Source organism: Nonomuraea sp. CA-143628, assembly GCF_050942315.1.
In the GTDB taxonomy this organism is placed as follows: Bacteria; Actinomycetota; Actinomycetes; order Streptosporangiales; family Streptosporangiaceae; genus Nonomuraea.
This window is the reverse complement of the sequence record NZ_CP192072.1, coordinates 606,133-627,661: the sequence shown is the minus strand read 5'-3', so window position 1 is coordinate 627,661 and position 21,529 is coordinate 606,133. Positions and strand designations below refer to the sequence as shown.

The following is a 21,529-nucleotide window of genomic DNA, read 5'->3' as shown; positions in this document are numbered from 1 at the left end:
TCACAGCGTCATCCGCATGGCCTGGTCGAAGTCCGCCGCCGCCTGCTCGGGCGTCTTCTTGCCGAAGGCCACCGCGTCGGCCGCGTCGGTCAGCGCCTTGGCCATCTCGTTCCACACCGGCGTCTGCGGGCCGAAGTCGGCGTACGGGGCCGCGTCCGCCATGATGTCCAGCGCCTTCTGGTCGGCGCCCGACAACTTCTCCCAGCCCTTGACCGGGGTGAGGATGCTGGCGTCCTTGAGCTGCTTGGCCGCGACGTCCTGGCGCTGGAGGTAGTCGACGAAGTGCCAGGCGGTGTACTGCAGCTTCGACTGCTTGGCCACCGCCCACCCCCAGGTGTAGGCCGGGGCGACCGGCTTGCCCGCGTCCCAGCGCGGCATCGGCGCGATGTCGAAGACGTTGCCGAAGGTCAGCTTGGGGTTCAGTGTCGGGAACAGGTCCATCGCGAACAGCCCGGAGACCAGCATGGCCGCCTCACCGGTGGCGAACAGCCCGAAGCCGGACAGCGGGCTCGACAGCTTCGGGTTGCCCAGGCTCCCGTAGTAACGCAGCGCCTCGACCCCCGCGTCACTGGCCAGCGTCGCCTTGCCCGCGTCGGGGCTGAGTATCGTGCCGCCCTTCCCCTTGACCAGGGCGAGCAGCTGCATCAGCGTCCACTGCGGATTGCCCAGGATCCACTGCAGGCCCACCTTCTTGCCGTCGGCCGAGGTCAGCCTCTTGCTGTATTCGGCGACCTCTTCCCAGGTCGTGGGCGGCTTGTCTGGATCGAGGCCGGCTTCTTTGAACCTGTCCTTGCGGTAGTAGAGGTAACAGATCGTGTAGTCGGTGGGGACGCCGTAGAGCCTGCCCTCGTACGACAACGAGCTGATCGCGTGCTCGTCGTAGTCCTGGACCAGCGCCTTCTCGTCGGCCACGCCCATGGCCTTGGGGATGATCGGGGCGAGGCGGCCCTTGCGCGCGTGACCCGGGATGGTCCAGCCGCCGATCCTGAACAGGTCCGGCGGCACGTCACCGGCGAAGGCGGTCAGCAGCTTGGCGTCGAGCTTGTCCACGGGCACGTAGAGCGGGGTGATGTCGACGCCGCCGAATTCCTGCATGTAACTGCGCAGCAACGGGGTGAACACCGCGTCGTACGCCTTGGTCTGGTGCAGCCAGACGGAGATCTTCCCGCGCGGCACCCCGTCGGCGGGCACCGAGGCCACCGGATCGGCGGAGCCGCAGGCGGCCAGCAGGCCGGACGCCGTGGTCAGTGCGGCGGTCTTGAGCAAGTTGCGCCGGGTCATCATGGACATGCTCAACCTCCGGAACGGCGATGCCGTCCAGGTAGATGACTGTTTGGGGGGTTACTGGCCCATCAGGGCGTTCTTGGCGTCGTTGAGCTCCACGGAGAACACGGCGAAGTCGCCGCGCGCGTGGCGGATGGTGTATTCGAGCGCGACACCGCTCTCGGTGCACGTGTTGCGGGCGGTCGCGAGCAGGGCCGCGGCCATGGGGACATGGAGCAGCTGGGCGAGCCGGTAGTCGGCGTTGACCGCGCCGATCGTCTCCCTGCCGCTGGCGGGGGACAGCCCGTACTTCACCCGCAGCAGGTCGTAGAGCGAGCCGGTCAGGTCCTCGTCGAGGATGCCGGGCACCAGCTCGGCGGGCAGGTGGGCGCTCTCCAGCATGCAGGGCGCGCCTTCGAGCAGGCGCAGCCGCTCGACGAAGACGATCTGCTCCGTCTCCCGGACACCGAGCGCCACGGCGACCTCGGCGCCCGCCGGCTGCAGATGGGCCTTGAGCACCTGCGTCGTCGGCCTGCGGCCGAGCCGCGCCATCGTCTCGGTGAAGCCGACCGGGCCCGCGCCCAGCTCGGGAGCCACGGCCAGCGGCGCGGTGTAGGTGCCGCTGCCCTGCCTGGCCACCAGCAGGCCCTCCTGCACCAGGTCGCCGATCGCCCGGCGGGCCGTCGCCCGGCTCACGCCCGCGTACGCCATGAGGTCCTTCTCGGCGGGGATGGGCGTGTCGGGCTCGCAGTCGCGGATGGCCGCCCTCAGGCGCTCGCGCAGTTGGTAGTAGAGCGGCACCACGGCTGACGGGTCGAGGGCCAGCCGGCGTTCCCAGTCGGTCATACGCTCACGTCCTAAGTTGTACGGACGACCGTATCTTTTCCGCTCGACCCGGATGGTGTCAACCACTCGTTGTGTATCGTGCTGAGGTCTAGCGCCGGTGGAGGGTCTGTGCGGGGCGTCATGTGTACGGTGATCTGCGCGTCCCTCGTGCTGGGCGGTGCCGAATCCAGGCCCTCTGACAGTGCCGCCCGGCCTGCCACGAGCTTGCCGAGCACCGCCGCCCCGGCCCGGTTCACCGCCACCCCGGTCGGCTTCACCGCCGCCAAGGTCGACTTCAACCGTGACGGCTTCGAGGACTACGCGGTCTCGGCCCCGGCGGGCACGGTCGGCCACATCCTCAAAGCCGGATATATCGCCATCTTGTATGGCGCGGCTGGTGGTGTAGATCCCGCCCGGCGCCGGATCCTGCACCTCGACAGCTCCAACGTGGCGGGCGATCCCGTGGCCGCGGACGCGTTCGGGGCGCGCACCGCCGCCGGTGATTTCGACGCCGACGGCTACACCGACCTGGCGGTCAGCTCGTACAACCCCTTCGAGCTGGACCGGCGGTTCGTCACCCTGCTGTGGGGCGGCAAGGACGGGCTGGCGCTGGGCACCCCGCTGATCGACCCCCCGCGCACCGACGTCCCGCCGGACCTGGTCGACCCGACCGAGGGCCGGGAGCTGGCGGTCGGCGACTTCGACGGCGACGGCCGTGACGACCTGGCCGCCACCAGCGAGCGGGGTCTGGTGAACGTCTTCCACGGCCCGCTCCCGCGTGACGGCCGCCCGGCCCGCAAGGTCATCCTGGACGGGACCTACGAGCAGCCGACCAGGCTGGTCGCCGGCGACCTGACCGGCGACGGCAAGGACGACCTGGTCACCACGCACGCCTGGGAGGAGACGGCCGAGCCGTCCCTGTTCTGGAAGGGCGGCCCGCAAGGGCTCGCCGGACGGCCGAGACGGCTGGACGCGGCGGCCACCGGGGCCGTGGGCGACCTCGACGGCGACCACTACGGCGACCTGGTGCTGCGCGTCATCCCCAGCGGCTTCGTCGACACCCTGAAGTCCGACGAAGGCACCATCAAGGTCCTGTACGGCTCGCCGGACGGCCCCGGCCGCCGTACCCGCACCTTCACTCAGGACAGCCCCGGCGTGCCGGGGAGCGGCGAGCGAGGTGACCAGTTCGGCTTCGATCTGGCCGCCGGGGATGTGGACGGCGACGGGTACGCCGACATCGCCGCAGGCGTGCCCGGCAAGACCGGTGGCGGCGCTGTGCTGCTGCTCAGAGGCGGCAAGGGGGGCCCGACCGGGGCGCGGCTGTTCACCCAGGCCAGCCCGGGTGTCCCAGGGACCGCCGAGGACGGGGACCGGTTCGGCGCCTCCGTCAGCCTGCGCGACCTCAACGGCGACGGCCGCGCCGACCTCGGCGTGGGCGCCCCCAGCGAGGACAGCGGGGCCAAGCCAGGCGTCGGCCCTCCTGGAGAGGACGGCCCGGCCAAGCCGAGCGCCGGAGAGAGCCGCACGGTCGCCGAGACCGGCGCGGCTTGGGTGCTGCCCGGTTCACCCGGCGGCCTGACCACCGACGGCGCCCTCTCGTTCGACCCGGCCGCCATCCAGGCGTCCGACACGGGCTCCCACCTGGGAATGTGGTCCGCCAAATAGGGCCGACAGTGAGCTGCCCCGGCGAAGGCACGGGCCGAAAGATCAGTTTCGGCTGAACCGACTCCCAAAGCCCCGCGTACCTACTCACGTCCGGACACGTGCCCCAGGAGGTGTCGTGGAGCTCAGCCTTTTGCGAGCGCAGGCGCACAGCCCTTCGTACTTCTCACTGCTGCGCGGATCATCGGGTCAGCTTGCCCCGGTGGACTTCTGCATCCCGTGTAACCCTTACTTCCCGACCCCGGAAATATTCGAGCATCTCGGGAGGAACCTGGAGACGATCCTCAAGTTCTATCCGAGCGACGCGGACACGATCACCGCGGAGCTCTGCTCCACCCTCGGGCTCCACCCCAAGACGGTCGCGATGGGCAACGGATCCACCGAGCTGATCACCTGGATCGACCACCTGCTGGTGAAGGAGAGCCTGGCGGTGCCGATCCCCACCTTCGGCCGCTGGACCGACCAGCCGATGGAGACCGGGAAGCGGGTCGACATGTACCCGCTGATGGAGGGCCACGGCTTCGGCCTCGACGTCAATGACTTCGTACGCTTCGTCCGCATGCGCGGCTCCCGCGTGGCGGTGATCTGCAACCCCAACAACCCCGACGGCGGGTACCTGCCCAAGCACGAGGTCCTGCGCCTGCTCGACCTGCTCATCGACCTGGACCTGGTGATCGTCGACGAGTCGTTCGGCGAGTTCGTGGACGCCGAGCCGTATCCGGGCGTGGCCGCGGAGGCCGCGGTCCGGCCCAACGTGATCGTGCTCCGCAGCCTGGGCAAGAACTTCGGGCTGCACGGCATCCGGTTCGGCTACATGGTCGCCAACCCGGCGCTGGCCGGGAAGGTACGCGACGCGCTGCCCAAGTGGAACCTCAACTCGTTCGCCGAGGTCGTGGTGTTCATGATGAAGCAGTGCCGGCCCGAGTACCAGGAGAGCCTCAGGCGGCTCGCTCAGGACAGGCGGGCGATGTTCCACCAGCTCAGCGCGATGCCGGAGCTGACCGTCTACGCCTCGCAGGGCAACTTCCTGCTGGTGAAGCTGCCCCCGGGGCACGACGGGGTGCCGCTGCGCGACCACCTGCTCTCCGAGCACGGCGTGTACGTACGCGAGTGCGGCAACAAGCTGGGCACGACCAGCCAGTTCCTTCGCCTGGTGGTCCGGCCGCAGGAGGACGTACGGCGATTACTGGTCGGCATGACCCAGTATCTGTACTCCGGCAGCCTGCACGAGATCCCCGTCACCGGCCTGCACCATCGAGCCGTGAACCCGTTGTCCGCCTGACCCACCGGCGGTAACCCCACATTCGTGGTGCCGCGCCCGTCCACCCGGGCGCGGCACCCGGCCCTCCCCAGTACTGGACCGAGAAGGGATCGCGTCGCGGTGCGCATGAAACGCAAGATCTCCTATACCGCCGCCACGGGCACACTCGCCCTGCTCACGGCGTGCGGCGGCAACGACATGACCGGCCAGGACGGCAGGTCGGGCGGCGCCGCCACGACGTCCGTGGCACCGTCGGTCGTGTTCAACGACGCCGACGTCATGTTCACGCAGATGATGATCCCGCACCACGAGCAGGCGGTGGAGATGGCCGGCCTGGCGCCGTCCCGCGCGAGCGACATCGAGGTCACGGAGCTCGCCGAGAAGATCAAGGTCTCCCAGGAGCCGGAGATCCAGACCATGAAGGGCTGGCTGACGGCGTGGAACAAGCCCGAGATGTCCAGCCACGTGGGTCATGAGATGCCGGGTCTCATCTCCGAGGAGGCCATGGAGCAGCTCAGGAAGGCCAAGGGCAAGAAGTTCGACAAGCTGTTCGCCCGGCACATGATCGTGCACCACAACGGCGCGATCGAGATGGTCCGAACCCAGGAGGCCGAGGGGTCCGACCCCAAGGTCAAGAAGGTGGCCACTCATATGGCGACCCACCAGCGGGACGAGGTCGCCCAGCTCCAGACGATCGTCGAGCGTCTCTGAAACCGGGCCTTCAGCTCATCGGGAAGCGCGTCACCCACTTGCGTTGCCACGGGGTCTCGACCGCCCGCCGGTTGTGGTGCTCCCGTGTCCAGGTGATCGCCTCGTCCGGGGACAATCCGGACAGTACGGCCAGGCAGGCGATGACGGTGCCGGTACGGCCGACGCCGTGTCCACAGGCCACCTCCACCTGACGACCGGCCTTGGCCTGCTCGTGCAGCGAGCGGATCAGGCCGACCGCGCCGTCACGGTCGCGCGGCAGCAGGAAGTCCGGCCAGTCGATCCAGTGGTGCGGCCACGACAACCCGGCCCCGCCGCGCTTCCGCAACCGCGAGGTCCCCAGGTAGAGGCCGTAGTCGGGGGCAGGCCCGGTAGGCGGCTCGTCCAACAGGCCACGGCCGCGAACATAGGTTCCATCGGGGAGTCGGATCGCTCCCACAAGCTGCGCGTCGGTCATATCTCCATTTTTGCCCCCGATCAGCTGACCAGGAAATTGATACCGAGCATGCGGGCTCCCACCTCGGTCCGCGGCTGGTGACGGCTGCCCGCGGCGAACACCACGTAGCTTCCCTCCCTGTACCGCGTCTCGCCCTCGATCACCTCGCCGCTGAGCACGTAGTAACGCTCCTCCCTCTCGTGTACGTCCACCTCGGGCCACTGCGTGCCGGGGGCGAAGTCGATGAGCCAGCCCCGCGCCAGCCCGGTCGCGGTGAGCCGCCGCCTGATGATGCCGGGCGCCACCTCCACCGGCTCCACGTCGTCGATGTGCATTGCCTGCCGGTCCGTTTCCATGCCGCCATCCTGGCGAGCGCGACAGGCACCCACCCAGTGCCAGAAAAGACGTCATAGAGTACTTTTCTGCCATGTCGTCGGAGCATCGCGTCGTCGCGCTGGCCAGCCCACCCCAGGCGACGTTCGAGCTGAGCTGCGCCGCCGAGGTGTTCGCCACCGTACGGCCCGGGCTGGCCCGCCTCTACGACTTCCGCGTCTGCGCCGAGACACCGGGACCGGTACCCACCCTGGCCGGCTACTCGATCACGGTCACCGAGGGCCTGGCCGCGGTGGAGTGCGCCGACACGGTCGTCATCCCCGGCTGGCAGACCCGCACGGCCTCGGGGGCCGTACTCGCCGCACTCCGCCGGGCGCACCGGCGCGGCGCGCGGATCGCCGCCATCTGCTCGGGCGCGTTCGTCCTGGCGCAGGCCGGGCTGCTCGACGGGCGGCGGGCCACCACCCACTGGCGGCTGGCGGCCGAGCTCGCGGAGCGCTTCCCCGCCGTCCCGGTCGATCCCGACGTGCTGTACGTGGACCACGGCGACGTCGCCACCAGCGCCGGCACCAGCGCGGGGATCGACCTGTGCCTGCACCTCGTACGGACCGACCACGGCGCCGCGTACGCCGCGAAGGTGGCCCGCCACATGGTCATGCCGCCGCACCGGGAGGGCGGGCAGCTCCAGTACGCCATCGCGCCATCGCGTGACCGGGCGCCCGACTCGCTCGCGCCCCTGCTGGAGTGGGCGGCGGAGCGGCTCGGCGAGCCACTGACCGTCGACGACCTGGCGGCCCGCGGCGGTGTGTCGACCCGGACGCTGGCCCGGATGTTCACCGCCCAGCTCGGCACCAGCCCCGGGCAGTGGGTGCTCGCCCAGCGGATCGCCGGGGCGCGGGCGCTCCTGGAGGAGACGGACCTGTCCGTGGATGCGATCGCCGCCCGGGTTGGCCTATCCTCGGCCACGAACCTCCGCCGCCGCTTCAACGACGCCCTGCGCACCACCCCCGCCGCCTACCGGCGCGCCTTCCACCTGCGCACGCGGACCGAGCCACCGTCCGGCCAGGGCCGGGAGCAGCCGGCCGCCAAGGCGGGGCAACGTCTCAGGTAAGCGGGCGACGGCGAAACAGGCCGGTCCAGGACGGGGTCCTGTCTCAGCACGGCCACCTCCAGGTCCCGCAGCGGCTGGCTGGGATGAATGCCCAGCTCGTCGACCAGAGTGCGGCGCAGCCGTTGGTAGACGGCCAGCGCCTCACCCTGCCGACCGGCCCGGTACAGCGCGAGCATCAGCTGCGCGTGCACCTGTTCGTGGAGCGGATGCTGCCTGCTCAGGTCCGTCAGCTCGGGGACGAGCTGACGATCCTGCCCGAGGGCCAGCCGCGCGTCGATGAGGGCGTGGCGCGCCTCCAGCAGCAGCTGCTCCAGCCGCTGGGCCTGCTCGTCGAACCAGGCCAGCCCGGACAGTTCGGCCAGCGGCGCGCCCCGCCACAACGCCACGGCGGCCCGCAGGCGGTCGGCCCGTACCTCCGGGGCCGCGGGCTCCATGCCCTGCCGGATGAGGCGCTCGGCGGTCTGGACGTCGGTGGCCTCCCGCTCGCCGAGGTCCAGCAGGTAGCCGGGCCGGCGGGCCGTGATCGCCTCCCGGCGGTCGAGCACGCCGCGCAGGTAGGAGACATGGGACTGCACGGTCGTGGCGGCCGAGGCCGGCGCCGTCGTACCCCAGACCGCCTCGACCAGGAGATCGACACTGACCACGGCACCGGGCCGCAGCGCCAGCGCGGCGAGCACGGCCGTGCGGCGAAGCCCCCTCACCCTTCGCGGGACGTCGTCCACCAGCACGTCCACCGGCCCCAACAGTCTCACCCGCATGCCTGCCCCCTTCCGCACCACCAGCCCCCGTCGTCTCATACCCCGTTCCAGCCTGGTTGGAGCTCCATTACAGCCCGTGATGGCACCCTGACGGAGTTTCCACCCAGGAGGGATCAACATGAGGGTGACCGTCAAACCCGGCCTGTCGGCCAGGGCACGCATAATCAGGACAATCGCCGGGCTCTTCGCCCTGGTCATGGCCATGGTGGGCCTGGTGGCGACACCGGCCTCCGCCACCGTCGCCCACACCATCTGCGCGCTCTCCCCGGGGAGCGCGGGCGTGTGGCGCTACGACGACGATGGCACCAGCTGGACACAGATCGGCGGGCCCGCCAGGAAGCTGTACGGCGGCGGCTTCGGCCTGTTCGCCACCTCGCCCGACGGCAGCGGAATCTGGCACTACCTCAATACGTCCAACACCTGGCAGAACGTCGGCGGCCCCGGCCTCACCTGGTCCGTCACCAAAAACGCCCTCTACGGCCTCGCCCCCGACCGCAGCGGCGTGTACAAGTGGAACGGCTCCGGCACCAGCTGGACCCAGATCGGCGGCCCGGCCAACTGGCTGTACGGCGGCGGCTTCGGCCTGTTCGCCACCTCCCCGGACCGCAGCGGCATCTGGCGCTACCTCAACACGCCCAACCTCTGGCAGAACGTGGGCGGCCCCGGTACCACCTGGTCTGTCACCAAAAACGCCCTCTACGGCCTCGCCCCTGACCGCAGCGGTGTATACCGGTGGAACGGCGTCGGGACCGACTGGACCCAGGTCGGCGGCCCGGCCAACTGGCTGTACGGCGGCGGCTTCGGCCTGTTCGCCACCTCCCCGGACCGGGGCAGCATCTGGCGCTACCTCAACACGCCCTACGCCTGGGAGCTCGTCGGCGGTCCCGGCTGGGACTGGGCGGTCACCAACGGTGACATCTACGGCCTGAGCCCTGACCGCAGAGGCGTCTACAAGTGGACCGGCTCGGGCACCAACTGGGTCCAGGTCGGCGGCCCGGCCGAGCAGATCGTCCCCTGCCCGTAACGGAGTGCCGTGCACACGGACCATGGGCTCGTGTGCACGGCCCCACGGTCCGCGTCGGGGATCACCAATCGCCGCCCAGCGCCGCCTTGGCGGCGGCGATGCGGTCCTCGTCACGCCGGTAGAACACCCACTGCTTGATCTTCTTCCCGCGCACCAGCCCTGCCCCGCTGAGCACCTTCAGATGCCCGCCGCAGGTCGGCTGGCTCACCCCGAGCTTCTCTGCGATGAACAGCGAGCAGACCCCGTCCGCCACCAGGTCACCGTCACGCTGCGGCCGGAAGTGCCGCTCGGGCTCGCGCAGCCACTCGAGGATCAGCAGCCGCTTGTCGTTGGCCAGCGCCTTGACCAGGTCCACATCCAGCACCAGGGCATTGTGGCAATTAGCTAACTAGCTGTCCAGCGGCCGATCTCGCAGCTGGGCCTTCTGGATCTTGCCCGATCCGGTCCGGGGCAGCTCGTCCACCAGGTCGAAGTAGCGCGGGATCTTGTACCTGGCCAGCCGCCCGTCCAGGAACTCCCGCAGCTCGTCGGCCGTCACCGCCGCCCCGCCGACCACGAACGCCCGCCCGACCTCGCCCCACGTCTCGTCCGGCACCCCGACCACGGCGACCTCGGCCACCGCCGGGTGCTCGAAGAGGACGCCTTCCACCTCCGCCGGGTAGACGTTCTCCCCACCCGAGATGAACATGTCCTTGACCCGGTCCACGATGTACAGGTGCCCCTCGGCGTCGAACGCGCCGACGTCGCCCGAGCGCAGCCAGCCGCCATCCGCGAACGCCGCCGCGGTCGCGGCGGGGTTCTGCCAGTAGCCGGGGCTCACGTTGGGCCCCTGGACGAGCACCTCGCCCCGCTCGCCGACCGCGGCGTCGGTGAGATCGGGCCGGACCACCCGTACGTCGGCGAAGAACACCGGCACCCCGGCCGAGCCCACCTTGCGCACGCTCTGCCCGGCCTCCAGGAAGGTCGCGCCCGGCGCCGTCTCGGTCAGCCCGTAGCCCTGGCAGAACACCAGGCCCCGCTCCTGGTAGACGCGGATGAGCGCGGGCGGGATGGGGGCGCCGCCCGACATCAGGTTGCGCAGCGAGGAGAGGTCGGCCGTGGCCCAGCGCGGCGACCGGGCGAACGCGGCGAACATCGTGGTGACACCGAACATCCAGGTGATGCCGTGCTTCTCGATGAGGTCGTAGCACCCGTCCACGTCCCAGGCCGGCATGATCACCGAGCAGCCGCCCTTGGCGAACGTGGGCAGCAACGTCTGGTTCAGCGCCGCGACGTGGAAGAGCGGCGCGCTGATCAGCGTCATCTCCTCGCTCGTGACATCGACGCCGATCAGCATGTTGTAGGTGTTCCACACCAGGTTGGCGTGGCTGAGCATGGCGCCTTTGGGCCGGCCCGTGGTGCCGGAGGTGTAGAGGATGAGCGCGATGTCGTCGAGCCCGACGCGTACGTCGATCGGCGCCGGATCACCCTCGGCGAGAAAGGCCTCGTGGTCCGGCACCAGCAAGGGCGGGACCTCGGGGAGCGCCCCGACCACCTCGGCGCACTCGGGCGCGTGGATCAGCACGGCCGGCTCGCAGTCGCCCAGCATGTAGGCGATCTCGGGCGCCGCCAGCCGGAAGTTCAGCGGCACGAAGATCCCGCCGAGCAGGTGCGTGGCGAACATGGTCTCCGCCAGAGCCGGATGGTTGGGGCCCAGGTAGGCGACCCGGTCCCCCGGCCGCACCCCGGCCTCGCGCAGGCGTGCGGCCAGCCTCGTCGCACGCGTGTGCACCTCGGCGTAGGTGACCGCCCGGCCCTCGAAGACGAACGCCGTACGATCCGGCGTCATCTGGGCCCGGCGAGCCGGCCACCCTCCCACTCCCGCGTTGTTCATGGGCGTACGGCCTCCCGCGTCGGTAAGTCGCCGTGATCGCGAGGCTAGGCAGCACGATCACGCCCGTCAACAGCGTCGGTCGGCAATTTCCCAACCTGAGTCAGAGTTTTGCCGGCTGTGACGGATCCGTCTACCCTCTTGCTGTGATGCTCGGCGAAGGAGACGTGCTGACGGCCCGTCCGCAGTCCCTGATGTTCAGCTTTCTCGGCGTCTACGTGCTGGGGCGCGACACCGCCGTCTATTCGGGCAGCGTCATCGACGTCTTCGCCCGGCTCGGCGTCACCGAGGAGGCGGTGCGCTCGACGCTCACCCGCATGGTCAAGCGCAACCTGCTGACCCGGCACCGTCAGGGGCGCAGGATGTACTTCGGGCTCACCGAGCACGCGGCGGAGGTGCTCGACGACGGGCGCCGCCGGGTCTGGGAGACCGGCGCGGTCAACCGCGACTGGGACGGCGCCTGGACCCTGGTGGGCTTCTCGATCCCCGACAGCCGGCGCAGCACCCGGCACGACCTGCGCTCCCAGCTCATCTGGGCCGGGTTCGGGCTGCTGCAGAGCGGGCTGTGGATCGCGCCGGGCGCCAAGGACGTCGCGGGCATCCTCGCCCCGCTCGAACTCGGCGATCACATCACCGTTCTGAAAGCGCGGGCGTTCGAGCCGACCGAGACGGCCGACCTCGTACGCAAGGCGTTCAGCACCGAGCGGATCGCCGCCCGCTACCGGGCCTTCCTCGACCGCTGGGACACCCCGCGCCCACTCCCCTCGGCGGCCGACGACCTGGCCCGGCAGCTCCTCCTGCACACCGACTGGCTGCAGCTGGTCCGCCAGGACCCGCACCTGCCGGCCGAGCACCTGCCGGCCGACTGGCCGGCGATCCGGGCCGAGCAGGTGTTCCGCGCCCTGGCCCGCGACTACGCGCCGAGCGCCAGGGCGCTGGCCGACACCGTGCTGGACGAACTGGCGCTCACCGCACCGGCCCGCTGACGACCCAGCCCAGCTCACCTCAGTCGAGGTGAGCTGAACCGATCAGCGGGTGGCGGCCGCCGCGCGGCGCTTGGTCCACACGTCGAAGGCGACCGCGGCCAGCAGGACGGCACCCTTGACCAGCATGACCCGCTCACTCGGCGCGCCGACCAGCGACATGCCGTTGTTGATGACGCCCATGATCAGACCGCCGGTCACCGCGCCGACCACCTTGCCGACGCCGCCCTGTACGGCCGCGCCGCCGATGAACGCCGCCGCGATGGCGTCCAGCTCGAAGGAGTTGCCCGCCGTGGGCCCCGCCTGGTTCAGCCGTCCGGCGAAGATGATCCCGGCGAGCGCGGACAGGACGCCCATGTTCACGAAGATCCAGAAGACGACCGACTTGACCTTGACGCCGGACAGCAGCGCCGCCTGGAGGTTGCCGCCGATGGCGTAGATCCGCCGGCCGAACACGGCGCGGTTGGTCACCAGCGAGTACCCCAGCACCAGCGCCGCGAGCAGGAGCAGCACCCAGGGCAGATTCTTGAACCTGGCCAGCTGCACCACCACGGCGAGGATCACCGCGGCGGCCGCGGCGATGCGGAGCAGGAAGATCGGCAGCGGGTCCACGCTCTGGCGGTAACCCAGCCGTGCCACCCGGCTGCGCCACTGGCTGGCGGCCATGCCGGCCACCGCCACCAGGCCGAGCAGCAGGCTGAACACGTCGGCGCCGCCCAGCGGGCCGAGCCCGACGTTGCCGAGGTAGCTGTCGGTGAAGCCGTTCGACAGCGTACGGACGGCGTCAGGGAACGGCCCGATGCCCTGGTTGCCCAGCACGGTCAGCGTGAGCGCGCGGAACAGCAGCATGCCGGCCAGCGTCACGATGAACGCCGGGATGCCGTAGTAGGCGATCCAGAACCCCTGCCACGCGCCGATCAGCCCGCCCGCGATCAGCGTGATGACCAGCGCCACCGGCCACGGCACACCGTAGTTGACCATCAGCACGGCGGCGATGGCCCCGGTGACGGCCACGACGGAGCCCACCGACAGGTCGATGTGCCCGGCGATGATGATCAGGATCATCCCGATGGCCAGGATCAGGATGTAGGAGTTCTGGACGATGATGTTGGAGATGTTCTGCGGCTGGAGCAGCGCCCCCTTGGTGAGGAAGGCGAACAGCACGACGATCAGCGCGAACGCGACATAGATCCCGCTCTGCCGTACGTTGAACGACAGCCACGATGATTTGCCCGCTTCCCGCGGCGGAGGCGGCTCCTGCCCGATGGGCGCCGGCTCCGCGGCGGTGGATGAGGTACTGCTGCTCATCGGATCTCGTCCTGTCCTTTCGTCATGTACTGCATGAGGCCCTCCTGCGTGGCCTCCTCGCGCGGGACCTCACCGGTGATCCGACCGGCCGACAGCGCGTAGATCCGGTCGCACAGGCCCAGTAGTTCCGGCAGCTCCGATGAGATGACCAGAATGGCCTTGCCGTCGTCGGCGAGCCGATTGATGATCGAGTAGATCTCGTACTTGGCCCCGACGTCGATGCCCCGGGTCGGTTCGTCCAGGATGAGCACGTCGGCGTCCGTGAAGATCCACTTCGACAGGACGACCTTCTGCTGGTTGCCGCCGCTGAGCTTGCCGGTGACGCTCAGCACGCTGGGCGCCTTGATGTTCATGCTCTTGCGGAACCCCTCGGCGACCTCGTGCTCCTCGTTGTCGTTGACCCAGCCACGGCGGGCCAGCTTGCCGAGCGCGGCGGCGGAGACGTTCCGCTTGATGTCCTCGATCAGGTTGAGGCCGTACCTCTTGCGGTCCTCGGTGGCGTACGCGATGCCGTGGCGGATCGCGTCCTGCACCGACTTGATCTCTATCTGCTGACCGTTCTTGTAGATGCGGCCGGAGATGTCGGTGCCGTAGGAGCGGCCGAAGACGCTCATGGCCAGCTCCGTACGGCCGGCCCCCATGAGCCCCGCCAGGCCGACGATCTCGCCCTTGCGCAGGGTGAGGCTGGCGTTGGAGACCACCACCCGGCCCCGCTGGGCCGGGCTGTGCACCGTCCAGTCCTCGATGCGCAGCGCCTCCTCGCCGACGTTCGGCTCGTGCGGCGGGAAGCGGTGCTCCAGGGCGCGGCCGACCATGCCGGAGATGATGCGGTCCTCGGTGACGTGGTCGGCCACCATGTCGAGCCGCTCGATCGTCTGGCCGTCGCGCAGGATGGTGATCGAGTCGGCGATGTCGATGACCTCGTTGAGCTTGTGCGAGATGATCACGCAGGTGATGCCCTCGTCACGCAGGCCCCGCAGCAGGTCGAGCAGGTGCGCCGAGTCCTCGTCGTTGAGCGCCGCGGTCGGCTCGTCGAGGATGAGCAGGCGCACCCGCTTGGACAGCGCCTTCGCGATCTCCACGAGTTGCTGCTTGCCGACCCCGATGTCGGAGATGAGCGACACGGGGTTCTCCCGCAGCCCGACCCGGTTCAGCAGCTCGGCCGCGTCGTGGTTGGTCCGGTTCCAGTCGATCAGGCCGCGAGTGGCCTGCTCGTTGCCGAGGAAGATGTTCTCGGCGATGGACAGTTGCGGGCACAGGGCCAGCTCCTGGTGGATGATGACGATCCCGCGGTGCTCGCTGTCACGGATGTCGGCGAACCGGCACGGATCTCCCTCGAAGAAGATCTCGCCCTCATAGGAGCCGTGCGGGTAGACGCCCGACAGCACCTTCATGAGCGTGGACTTGCCCGCGCCGTTCTCGCCGCAGATCGCGTGGATCTCACCCTGTCGTACGGACAGGTTGACGTCTTGCAGCGCCTTTACTCCGGGGAAGGTCTTGGTGATCCCGCGCATCCACAGGATGTCATCAGTCATGACGTCAGCCCAGCTGCGACTTGGTGTAGTAGCCGGTGGAGACGAGTTCCTTCTCGTAGTTGGTCTTGTCGACGATCAGCGGCTGGAGCAGGTACGACGGCACGACCTTGTTGCCGTTGTCGTAGTCCTTGGTGTTGTTGACCTCGGGCTTGCCGCCCTTGAGCACGGCGTCGGCCATCTTCACGGTCACGTCTGCCAGCTGCCGGGTGTCCTTGTAGATGGTGGAGTACTGCTCACCCGCGATGATCGACTTCACCGACGCGAGCTCGGCGTCCTGACCGGTCACGATCGGGTACGGCTGGCCGGAGGTGCCGTAGCCGTTGCTCTTGAGCGCCGACAGGATGCCGATCGACAGGCCGTCGTAGGGCGACAGGACGCCGTCGACCTTGGTGCCGCCGCTGTAGGTCTTGGTCAGCAGGTCTTCCATGCGCTTCTGCGCGGTGGCCGGGTCCCAGCGCAGGATGGCGACCGTCTTGAAGTCGGTCTGGCCGCTCTTGACGTTGATCGTCTTCTTGTCGATGAACGGCTTGAGCACCGACATGGCGCCGTTGAAGAAGAATGTCGCGTTGTTGTCGTCGGGCGAACCGGCGAACAGCTCGACGTTGAACGGGCCCTTGGCGCTGCCCGCGGAGCCGTCGGCGTTGAGCAGCTTCAGCCCGACCAGCAGCGACGTGGCCTGCTGCACGCCGACCTTGAAGTTGTCGAAGGTGGCGTAGTAGTCGACGTTCGGGCTGTTACGGATCAGCCGGTCATAGGCGACGACCGGGATCTTCTTGTCGGCCGCCTCCTGGAGCTGCGTGGTGATGGCCGTGCCGTCGATCGAGGCGATGATCAGGAGCTTGGCGCCCTTGGTGATCTGGTTCTCGATCTGGTTGACCTGCGTCGGGATGTCGTTCTCGGCGTACTGCAGGTCGACCTTGTAGCCGAGCTTCTCCAGGCTGGACTTGACGTTGTCGCCGTCGTGGATCCAGCGCTCCGACGACTTGGTCGGCATCGTCACGCCCACCAGGGCGCCGGCCGAGCCGGCCGAGGCGCTGGCGGCCGCTTCCTTGTCGACCGTCTTCTCGGCCGAGCCGCACGCGGTCGCGACCGTGGCTAGCGCCAGGACGGAGACCACGGCCGCGAGTCGTGGAAATCTCATGTTTCTCCTTGCGGAAATGGGGAGGTGCCCGTGCGTCACGGGAGACAGCCGATCCCGCGAGTGTTATCGCTAACATTTCCGGTGTCAAGCGCAGCCGATAACGTAGACGTAACACAACCTTCACGGTTGAAGTGGCCCTGGGCCTGCGGCGCGGGCCGATCGCGGGCGGATGCCCGGTGGGTTCGGCGGGTTCGTGGACCTCGAAGTCACAGGCCAGCGGTGTCAGCCGGAAGGTCGGCCACTCCAGGGCGTCGGCGCGGGCAGCGCGGCCGTCAGCCGGCTCGCTCGCATAAGCCGCCCAGGCCGCCCTCGCCCAGCATGTGGGACAGAAACTGACCTATACGCCCTCTAGCGTCGGGCTACCCGCTTCGAAGGAGAGATCATGGCCGTTCCCGAGGGCTACACCACCGTGACGCCGTTCGTCGCCTGCCGCGACAGCGCCCGGTTCATCGACTACGTCAAGGAGGCGTTCGGCGCCGAGGAACTCGGCCGGGTGGCCGACGAGGAGGGCCGCATCGGTCACGCGGAGGTCCGGATCGGCGACGCGGTGGTGATGATGTTCGACGCGGTGCCGGACTGGCCGCCGACGCCCGCGTTCCTGCGCCTGTACGTGGACGACGCCGACGCCGTGCACCGGCGGGCCGTCGCGGCCGGTGGCACCTCGGTGACCGAGGTCACCCACCTGTACTGGGGCGACAAGGTAGGACGGGTGCGCGACCCGCTCGGCAACCTGTGGTGGATCCAGACCCGCGTCGAAGAGGTCGGGCCGGAAGAGCTCGAGGCGCGCCTCAGCGACCCGGCGTTCGTCAAGGCGATGGAGTATGTCCAGAGCGCCGACTTCTTCCCGCGCTGACGGCTAAGGCCGGGATCCAGGTAGTACACACTGTGGGGATGGAGTTCTTCTGCTACCACCGCGATCGCCCCGGCTCGGTGGCGCTGCGCGACGAGCTGCTGGAGGAGCACTGGTCCTACATGGACGGGTACGCGAAGGAGATGATCGCCCGCGGCCCGACCTTCGCCGCCGACGACGACGACGAGACGCCCACTGGTAGCGTGCACATCCTCGACCTGCCGGATTCCGCCGCCGCCCGCGCGTTCGCCTTCGACGAGCCCAACTACCAGGCCGGCGTCTACCGTGACGTGCTGGTGCGCCGGTGGCGCAACCTGCTGGGGCGCACCATGTGGGACTTCCCCGGTGGCCGGACCAGTGACAACAAATACCTGGTGCTCGGCCTCGGCTCGGGGCAGGCCGCCGACCTCACCGTGCCGCCCGGCCGGGACGAGCTGATCGCGTACGGGCCGCTGCTGGCCGACGACGGCACCACCTGGCTGGGCACGGCGGTGCTGCTCCGGGCCCCGGACCAGGACGCGGCACGCGCCATCCTGACACCGGACCGCTACGCCGACATCGAGGTCCACGACTACGACTTCGGCGGGCGGCCGGACAGCTGGCCGACGGTTCCGCAACCGTCCGCCCCTCCGGCGGCTCCTCGACCGTCTGCCCCGCGCCCATGACCGCGCAATCCCCCGCCACACCGCTCCCGACTCTCGGACCGAGGCTGATCAGGGCCGAGATCCTCGTGGTGTTCTCCGTCTCGCTGGGGGCCAGCGGCCTCCTGGCCCTCGTCCGGCTGATCGGCGCGCTCACGGCGCCCGAGCAGCTGAAGGGCCAGCAGGCCGTGCTCGTCCGGTCGCTGGCTCCGGATCGGCCCTGGCTGGACCTGACGTTGCAGCTCGTCAACATCGCGATCAGCGTGGCTCCGGTCGCGCTCGTCGCCTACCTGATGGTCCGCTCCGGCGAGTCGATGCGGACCATCGGCGTCGACCTCCGCGAGCCGCGCCGCGACCTGGTGCGCGGCGCCCTGCTCGCGGCCGCGATCGGCGGGTCCGGGCTGGCCTTCTACCTGGTCGTGTACGCCATCGGGATCAACCTCTCGGTGGTCGCCGGGCAGTTGCCCGACGTGTGGTGGCGGATCCCGGTCCTGCTGCTGGCCGCCGCGCAGAACGGCGTACTCGAAGAGGTGCTGGTCAGCGGTTACCTGCTGCACCGGCTGGAGCAGGCGGGATGGGCGCCCTGGCGCTCCGTCGTGGTGGCGGCGCTGCTGCGCGGGTCGTACCACCTCTATCAGGGGTTCGGGGGTTTCGTCGGCAACGTGGTGATGGGGCTGGTGTTCGGCCGCCTGTACCAGCGCTGGGGCCGGGCCATGCCGCTCGTCGTCGCGCACACGCTCATCGACGCCGTCGCCTTCGCCGGCTACGCCGCCCTGCACGGCAAGGTGAGCTGGCTGCCCTAGGCGGGCAGGCGTCACTCCGGTGCTCCTCTCGTGCGGGCTCGGCGATACTCCGCGACGACCAGATCCGTGAGCTCCTGGAGCGAGGTCCGCGCCGTGGGCTTGTCGAAGGTGATCGTGCCGTGCTGGAGGAGGTTGACCCGGTCGCAGACCTCCAGAATCTGGGCGTAGTTGTGCGCGATGATCACGATGGACACCTCGCCGCGCGCCTTGAGGTCGCTGACCAGGTCGAGGATCAGCGCGCCCTCCTTGGCGCCCATGGCGGCCAGCGGCTCGTCGAGCAGCAGGATCCGCGACCGCGAGTACACCGAGCGGGCCACGGCGATCGCCTGCCGCTGCCCGCCGGAGAGCTTGGCCACCTCGACGTCGACCGAGGGGATGCGAACCCCCATGGCCTCCAGGTGCTCGGCGGCCAGCCGGCGCATGCGTCGGTTGCTCAGCAGCCGCCCGAACCCGACGTGCTCGCGCCCCAGGAACATGTTGTGATAGACGCTGAGCTCGTTGATCAGGGCGAGGTCCTGGTAGACGATGTCGATGCCCAGCGATCGAGCCTGCCGTACGGACTTCAGCGCGATCTCCTCGCCGTCGAGCAGGATGCGGCCCGAGTCGGGCTGGTGAAACCCGCACAGGAGCTTGACCAGCGTGGACTTGCCCGCGCCGTTGTCGCCGATGAGCCCCAGCACCTCCCCCTGCTCCAGGGTCAGGCTGACCTCGCGGAGCGCGGTGACCGCCCCGAACCGCTTGGACAGGGACTCGGTACGGAGGATCGCGGTCATGTCCGTCCCGCCCTTCGCAACCGGGTGAGGGAGACGTTCGCGATCATGGACAGCAGGATCGCGGCGCCCAGGATGAGGAAGTACGGGTTGGCGGAGATGCCGATGAGGTTCATCCCGTTCTGCAGCTCGGCCAGCACCAGTGCCCCGAGCGCGCAGCCGATGATGGTCCCGGACCCGCCCGCGAGCGCCGTGCCGCCGATCACCGCCGCCGAGACCGCGGTGAACATCAGCCCGGTGCCGCCGCCGATGTTCGGGTCGATGGTGTGGATGCGGAACGCCTCGATCAGCCCGGCGAACGCTCCCAACGTCCCGCCAATCATGAAATTTCCTATCTTGATGCGGCCAGTACGCACGCCCGCCTCCGAGGCGCCCAGCGGGTTGCCGCCGACCGCGATCGTGTGCAGTCCCCACCGGGTCCTGGTCAGCAGGATGTGCAGGACGGCCACGATGACCAGGGCCCAGCCGAGGTGCGCCCAGTTCGCCGCGCCGAGCCACTGCCCGATCGTCCCGTCCACGGAGGCGGGGATCTCGGCCGGATAGGCGTGCGAGGTGGTGAGCACCACGCCGGTCACCGCGTAGAAGGTGCCCAGCGTGGTCACGAACGACGGCACCCGCAGCACGACGGTGATGAACCCGTTCCCGAACCCGATCGCGGTCCCCGTCGCCAGCGCCAGCAGGATCGCCGGGATCGCGGGCACGCCCCAGAAGTCGATGGCGTAGTGCATCATGAACGGCGCCAGCGCCGCCACCACCCCCACCGACAGGTCGATCTCGCCGCTGACCAGCAGCAGGACCGTGCCGCACGCGACGATCGCCGCCGGAGCGGTGGCCTGGGAGATGTTGACCAGGTTGTCGTAGGACAGGAAGACGTCCGTCGCCGACACGAAGTACAGTCCCAGGCCGATCGCGACCACCAGGACGCTGGCTTCCCGGTGCCGCAAGAACTCCGCGCGGATCCTACGCATGGGGGATGGCACCGGAGCGTGGCACGAGCTTCTGCGCGGTGTCGGAGCCCTCGAAGCGGGTCTTGGTGGTCTGGTAGGGGCCGACGTTGTCCTTCGTCACGAAGAGCAGGCCGGTGTTGGTCTCGGAGGGGAAGAGCAGCCCGCCGGACAGTTTGTAGAGGTACAGGTAGAGCACGGGCAGGAAGCCCTGGAGGTAGGGCTGCTGGTCGATGGTGTAGTCGAGGTCCCCGTTCTTGATCGCCGTCAGGGTCTCGGGTACGAGGTCGAAGCCGCCGGCGACCTTGAGCCCCTTGCTCCGCATGCCGTACTTCTTGACCGTCTGCCCGATCGACTGCGTGGACCCGGCGTCGACGGCGAGCATCCCGGCCAGGTTCGCGTGGCCTTGGGCGTACGCGTCGATGATCGACAGGCCCTTGGTGATGTCGGCGTTCGTGCCGACCGGGGTGAACTTGACGGGTTTCCCGGAGTCCTTGATCGCCTGCTGGGCGCCGTCGATCCGCGGCTGGATGTTGAGCGCGCCGGGGGTGGCGATGAATCCGACGATCTCCCCGGAGTCCACCTGCTGGAGGGCCCGCTGACCGAGGGCGTACCCGGACTCGTAGAGTCCCTGGCCGATGTAGGCCAGCCGCGCGCTGCCCTTGTCGTCGCGGGCGCCATCGGCGTTGTACGACACCACGGGGATCCCCGCGTCCAGCGCCTTGGCCACCGGCTCGCGGAAGGCGGCCTTGTCCACCACGGCCACCGCAAGCCCGTCGGCCTTGGCCGAGATGGCGGTGTTGCAGGCGTTGACCATCTCGGCCACGATCGAGTCCTTCGAGCCGGTCCACTGGAAGTCGGTGCCGAGCAGCGCGCACGCGTCCTGCGCCCCGTACTGGGTGGGGGTGAAGAACGGGTTCGTCGTGACGTGGCAGACCAGCACGAACTTCCACTTGGGTGTGGCCGGGAAGTCTCCGGGAGCGCCCGAGCCGCCGGAGGCGGCGGGTTTGCCCTGGCTGGAGGTGCACGCCGCCAGCAGCGCGGACGCCGCCGCCGAGGCGCTGACCAGACCGGCGCCGGAGAGCAGGCGCCGCCGGGCGACCGGGGTGAGGCTGAGGGTTTCGACTGCCTCTTCGACCTTGGGATGGATCTTTTCCATGTGCTCGACCTCTAGTTCCTCACGGATGGGTCCAGGGATGGTCGCTTCCCCCGTCAGCACGCCCAATCAAAAAGCTAAAAGGTTTTCGGAAGGTGTCAATGGGTCATCCTGGACTGACCTGCCGAGAGCGTTGGTAAATCCCCT

General features: G+C 69.4%; 22 protein-coding genes. 9 read left to right on the top strand and 13 right to left on the bottom strand.

Annotated features, from left to right (window positions below; genetic code table 11):
- Both ACQP2T_RS03025 and ACQP2T_RS03020 read right to left on the bottom strand, forming a co-directional pair.
- Complete coding sequence (locus ACQP2T_RS03025) at positions 1–1,290, bottom strand: ABC transporter substrate-binding protein (protein WP_433514663.1); 1,290 nt, start codon at positions 1,288–1,290, stop codon at positions 1–3.
- A gap of 51 nt (positions 1,291–1,341) precedes the next feature.
- The gene (locus tag ACQP2T_RS03020; RefSeq protein ID WP_433514662.1) at positions 1,342–2,109 is read right to left on the bottom strand and encodes a GntR family transcriptional regulator; all 768 of its coding nucleotides are present in this window, start codon (positions 2,107–2,109) and stop codon (positions 1,342–1,344) included.
- Positions 2,110–2,217: 108 nt separating this feature from the next.
- On the opposite strand from ACQP2T_RS03020, the gene ACQP2T_RS03015 reads away from it, so the two are divergent.
- From ACQP2T_RS03015 to ACQP2T_RS03005, 3 genes are all read left to right on the top strand, one after another.
- Entirely contained in the window at positions 2,218–3,753 is a 1,536-nt protein-coding gene (locus ACQP2T_RS03015) for an FG-GAP-like repeat-containing protein (protein ID WP_433514661.1), read from the top strand.
- A 115-nt stretch (positions 3,754–3,868) separates the two neighbouring features.
- Complete coding sequence (locus ACQP2T_RS03010; RefSeq protein WP_433514660.1) at positions 3,869–5,032, top strand: pyridoxal phosphate-dependent aminotransferase; 1,164 nt, start codon at positions 3,869–3,871, stop codon at positions 5,030–5,032.
- 105 nt (positions 5,033–5,137) lie between these two features.
- On the top strand, positions 5,138–5,722 hold the full coding sequence (locus tag ACQP2T_RS03005; RefSeq protein ID WP_433519703.1) for a DUF305 domain-containing protein: 585 nt from the start codon (positions 5,138–5,140) through the stop codon (positions 5,720–5,722).
- Between the two features lie 10 nt (positions 5,723–5,732).
- Here the strand turns inward: ACQP2T_RS03005 and ACQP2T_RS03000 are convergent, their stop codons facing one another.
- Together ACQP2T_RS03000 and ACQP2T_RS02995 are read right to left on the bottom strand one after the other, a co-directional pair.
- Complete coding sequence (locus ACQP2T_RS03000; RefSeq protein ID WP_433514659.1) at positions 5,733–6,107, bottom strand: protein-tyrosine phosphatase family protein; 375 nt, start codon at positions 6,105–6,107, stop codon at positions 5,733–5,735.
- A gap of 89 nt (positions 6,108–6,196) precedes the next feature.
- The gene (locus tag ACQP2T_RS02995) at positions 6,197–6,511 is read right to left on the bottom strand and encodes a cupin domain-containing protein (RefSeq protein WP_433514658.1); all 315 of its coding nucleotides are present in this window, start codon (positions 6,509–6,511) and stop codon (positions 6,197–6,199) included.
- 71 nt (positions 6,512–6,582) lie between these two features.
- Between ACQP2T_RS02995 and ACQP2T_RS02990 the strand changes: the two genes are divergently transcribed.
- A complete protein-coding gene (locus ACQP2T_RS02990; protein ID WP_433514657.1) occupies positions 6,583–7,599 on the top strand; it encodes a GlxA family transcriptional regulator in 1,017 nt (338 codons plus the stop codon).
- Here ACQP2T_RS02990 and ACQP2T_RS02985 read toward each other — a convergent pair.
- Positions 7,503–8,357, bottom strand: coding sequence for an AfsR/SARP family transcriptional regulator (locus ACQP2T_RS02985; protein WP_433514656.1), 855 nt, complete (start codon positions 8,355–8,357; stop codon positions 7,503–7,505). The two genes, ACQP2T_RS02990 and ACQP2T_RS02985, sit on opposite strands and share 97 nt — an antisense overlap.
- Before the next feature lie 118 nt (positions 8,358–8,475).
- Here ACQP2T_RS02985 and ACQP2T_RS02980 point away from each other — a divergent pair, with 118 nt between their 5' ends.
- The gene (locus tag ACQP2T_RS02980; protein ID WP_433514655.1) at positions 8,476–9,381 is read left to right on the top strand and encodes a hypothetical protein; all 906 of its coding nucleotides are present in this window, start codon (positions 8,476–8,478) and stop codon (positions 9,379–9,381) included.
- A gap of 61 nt (positions 9,382–9,442) precedes the next feature.
- On the opposite strand, the gene ACQP2T_RS02975 is transcribed toward ACQP2T_RS02980, so the two are convergent.
- Entirely contained in the window at positions 9,443–9,745 is a 303-nt protein-coding gene (locus ACQP2T_RS02975) for an ArsR/SmtB family transcription factor (protein WP_433514654.1), read from the bottom strand.
- A gap of 24 nt (positions 9,746–9,769) precedes the next feature.
- The gene (locus ACQP2T_RS02970; RefSeq protein ID WP_433514653.1) at positions 9,770–11,254 is read right to left on the bottom strand and encodes an acyl-CoA synthetase; all 1,485 of its coding nucleotides are present in this window, start codon (positions 11,252–11,254) and stop codon (positions 9,770–9,772) included.
- Positions 11,255–11,400: 146 nt separating this feature from the next.
- Between ACQP2T_RS02970 and ACQP2T_RS02965 the strand changes: the two genes are divergently transcribed.
- The gene (locus ACQP2T_RS02965) at positions 11,401–12,237 is read left to right on the top strand and encodes a PaaX family transcriptional regulator (protein WP_433519702.1); all 837 of its coding nucleotides are present in this window, start codon (positions 11,401–11,403) and stop codon (positions 12,235–12,237) included.
- A gap of 42 nt (positions 12,238–12,279) precedes the next feature.
- On the opposite strand, the gene mmsB is transcribed toward ACQP2T_RS02965, so the two are convergent.
- The 3 genes from mmsB to chvE are packed head-to-tail and all read right to left on the bottom strand — an operon-like array spanning position 12,280 to position 16,218.
- A complete protein-coding gene (gene mmsB, locus ACQP2T_RS02960) occupies positions 12,280–13,542 on the bottom strand; it encodes a multiple monosaccharide ABC transporter permease (RefSeq protein WP_433514652.1) in 1,263 nt (420 codons plus the stop codon).
- Positions 13,539–15,077: a multiple monosaccharide ABC transporter ATP-binding protein gene (gene mmsA / locus ACQP2T_RS02955; protein WP_433514651.1), complete on the bottom strand. Its 1,539-nt coding sequence runs from the start codon at positions 15,075–15,077 to the stop codon at positions 13,539–13,541. Before mmsA ends, mmsB begins: the two co-directional genes overlap by 4 nt.
- Positions 15,078–15,081: 4 nt before the next feature.
- Positions 15,082–16,218 (bottom strand): multiple monosaccharide ABC transporter substrate-binding protein, encoded by a 1,137-nt coding sequence (gene chvE, locus ACQP2T_RS02950; protein ID WP_433514650.1) that lies wholly within the window; start codon positions 16,216–16,218, stop codon positions 15,082–15,084.
- Between the two features lie 382 nt (positions 16,219–16,600).
- Between chvE and ACQP2T_RS02945 the strand changes: the two genes are divergently transcribed.
- Genes ACQP2T_RS02945 through ACQP2T_RS02935 form a run of 3 tightly spaced genes read left to right on the top strand, consistent with a single transcriptional unit; the run spans position 16,601 to position 18,512 of the window.
- Positions 16,601–17,071, top strand: a complete 471-nt coding sequence (locus ACQP2T_RS02945) for a VOC family protein (RefSeq protein ID WP_433514649.1) — start codon at positions 16,601–16,603, stop codon at positions 17,069–17,071.
- A gap of 38 nt (positions 17,072–17,109) precedes the next feature.
- Positions 17,110–17,733, top strand: coding sequence for a YciI family protein (locus tag ACQP2T_RS02940; protein WP_433514648.1), 624 nt, complete (start codon positions 17,110–17,112; stop codon positions 17,731–17,733).
- Positions 17,730–18,512, top strand: a complete 783-nt coding sequence (locus ACQP2T_RS02935) for a CPBP family intramembrane glutamic endopeptidase (protein WP_433514647.1) — start codon at positions 17,730–17,732, stop codon at positions 18,510–18,512. The genes ACQP2T_RS02940 and ACQP2T_RS02935 overlap by 4 nt, the downstream gene beginning before the upstream one ends.
- Positions 18,513–18,523: 11 nt before the next feature.
- On the opposite strand, the gene ACQP2T_RS02930 is transcribed toward ACQP2T_RS02935, so the two are convergent.
- The 3 genes from ACQP2T_RS02930 to ACQP2T_RS02920 are packed head-to-tail and all read right to left on the bottom strand — an operon-like array spanning position 18,524 to position 21,385.
- Positions 18,524–19,285, bottom strand: coding sequence for an ATP-binding cassette domain-containing protein (locus ACQP2T_RS02930; RefSeq protein ID WP_433514646.1), 762 nt, complete (start codon positions 19,283–19,285; stop codon positions 18,524–18,526).
- Complete coding sequence (locus ACQP2T_RS02925; protein ID WP_433514645.1) at positions 19,282–20,250, bottom strand: ABC transporter permease; 969 nt, start codon at positions 20,248–20,250, stop codon at positions 19,282–19,284. Before ACQP2T_RS02925 ends, ACQP2T_RS02930 begins: the two co-directional genes overlap by 4 nt.
- A complete protein-coding gene (locus ACQP2T_RS02920; protein WP_397304290.1) occupies positions 20,243–21,385 on the bottom strand; it encodes a sugar ABC transporter substrate-binding protein in 1,143 nt (380 codons plus the stop codon). Before ACQP2T_RS02920 ends, ACQP2T_RS02925 begins: the two co-directional genes overlap by 8 nt.
- Positions 21,386–21,529 lie beyond the last annotated feature (144 nt).

Bases quoted from the DNA above. Each gene is read 5' to 3' on its own strand.
- ACQP2T_RS03025 (WP_433514663.1), bottom strand. From the start codon at position 1,290: ATGTCCATGATGACCCGGCGCAACTTGCTCAAGACCGCCGCACTGACC.
- ACQP2T_RS03020 (WP_433514662.1), bottom strand. From the start codon at position 2,109: ATGACCGACTGGGAACGCCGGCTGGCCCTCGACCCGTCAGCCGTGGTG.
- ACQP2T_RS03005 (WP_433519703.1), top strand. From the start codon at position 5,138: ATGAAACGCAAGATCTCCTATACCGCCGCCACGGGCACACTCGCCCTG.
- ACQP2T_RS02995 (WP_433514658.1), bottom strand. From the start codon at position 6,511: ATGGAAACGGACCGGCAGGCAATGCACATCGACGACGTGGAGCCGGTG.
- ACQP2T_RS02990 (WP_433514657.1), top strand. From the start codon at position 6,583: ATGTCGTCGGAGCATCGCGTCGTCGCGCTGGCCAGCCCACCCCAGGCG.
- ACQP2T_RS02985 (WP_433514656.1), bottom strand. From the start codon at position 8,357: ATGCGGGTGAGACTGTTGGGGCCGGTGGACGTGCTGGTGGACGACGTC.
- ACQP2T_RS02980 (WP_433514655.1), top strand. From the start codon at position 8,476: ATGAGGGTGACCGTCAAACCCGGCCTGTCGGCCAGGGCACGCATAATC.
- ACQP2T_RS02970 (WP_433514653.1), bottom strand. From the start codon at position 11,254: ATGAACAACGCGGGAGTGGGAGGGTGGCCGGCTCGCCGGGCCCAGATG.
- ACQP2T_RS02965 (WP_433519702.1), top strand. From the start codon at position 11,401: ATGCTCGGCGAAGGAGACGTGCTGACGGCCCGTCCGCAGTCCCTGATG.
- mmsB (WP_433514652.1), bottom strand. From the start codon at position 13,542: ATGAGCAGCAGTACCTCATCCACCGCCGCGGAGCCGGCGCCCATCGGG.
- mmsA (WP_433514651.1), bottom strand. From the start codon at position 15,077: ATGACTGATGACATCCTGTGGATGCGCGGGATCACCAAGACCTTCCCC.
- chvE (WP_433514650.1), bottom strand. From the start codon at position 16,218: ATGAGATTTCCACGACTCGCGGCCGTGGTCTCCGTCCTGGCGCTAGCC.
- ACQP2T_RS02945 (WP_433514649.1), top strand. From the start codon at position 16,601: ATGGCCGTTCCCGAGGGCTACACCACCGTGACGCCGTTCGTCGCCTGC.
- ACQP2T_RS02940 (WP_433514648.1), top strand. From the start codon at position 17,110: ATGGAGTTCTTCTGCTACCACCGCGATCGCCCCGGCTCGGTGGCGCTG.
- ACQP2T_RS02935 (WP_433514647.1), top strand. From the start codon at position 17,730: ATGACCGCGCAATCCCCCGCCACACCGCTCCCGACTCTCGGACCGAGG.
- ACQP2T_RS02930 (WP_433514646.1), bottom strand. From the start codon at position 19,285: ATGACCGCGATCCTCCGTACCGAGTCCCTGTCCAAGCGGTTCGGGGCG.
- ACQP2T_RS02925 (WP_433514645.1), bottom strand. From the start codon at position 20,250: ATGCGTAGGATCCGCGCGGAGTTCTTGCGGCACCGGGAAGCCAGCGTC.
- ACQP2T_RS02920 (WP_397304290.1), bottom strand. From the start codon at position 21,385: ATGGAAAAGATCCATCCCAAGGTCGAAGAGGCAGTCGAAACCCTCAGC.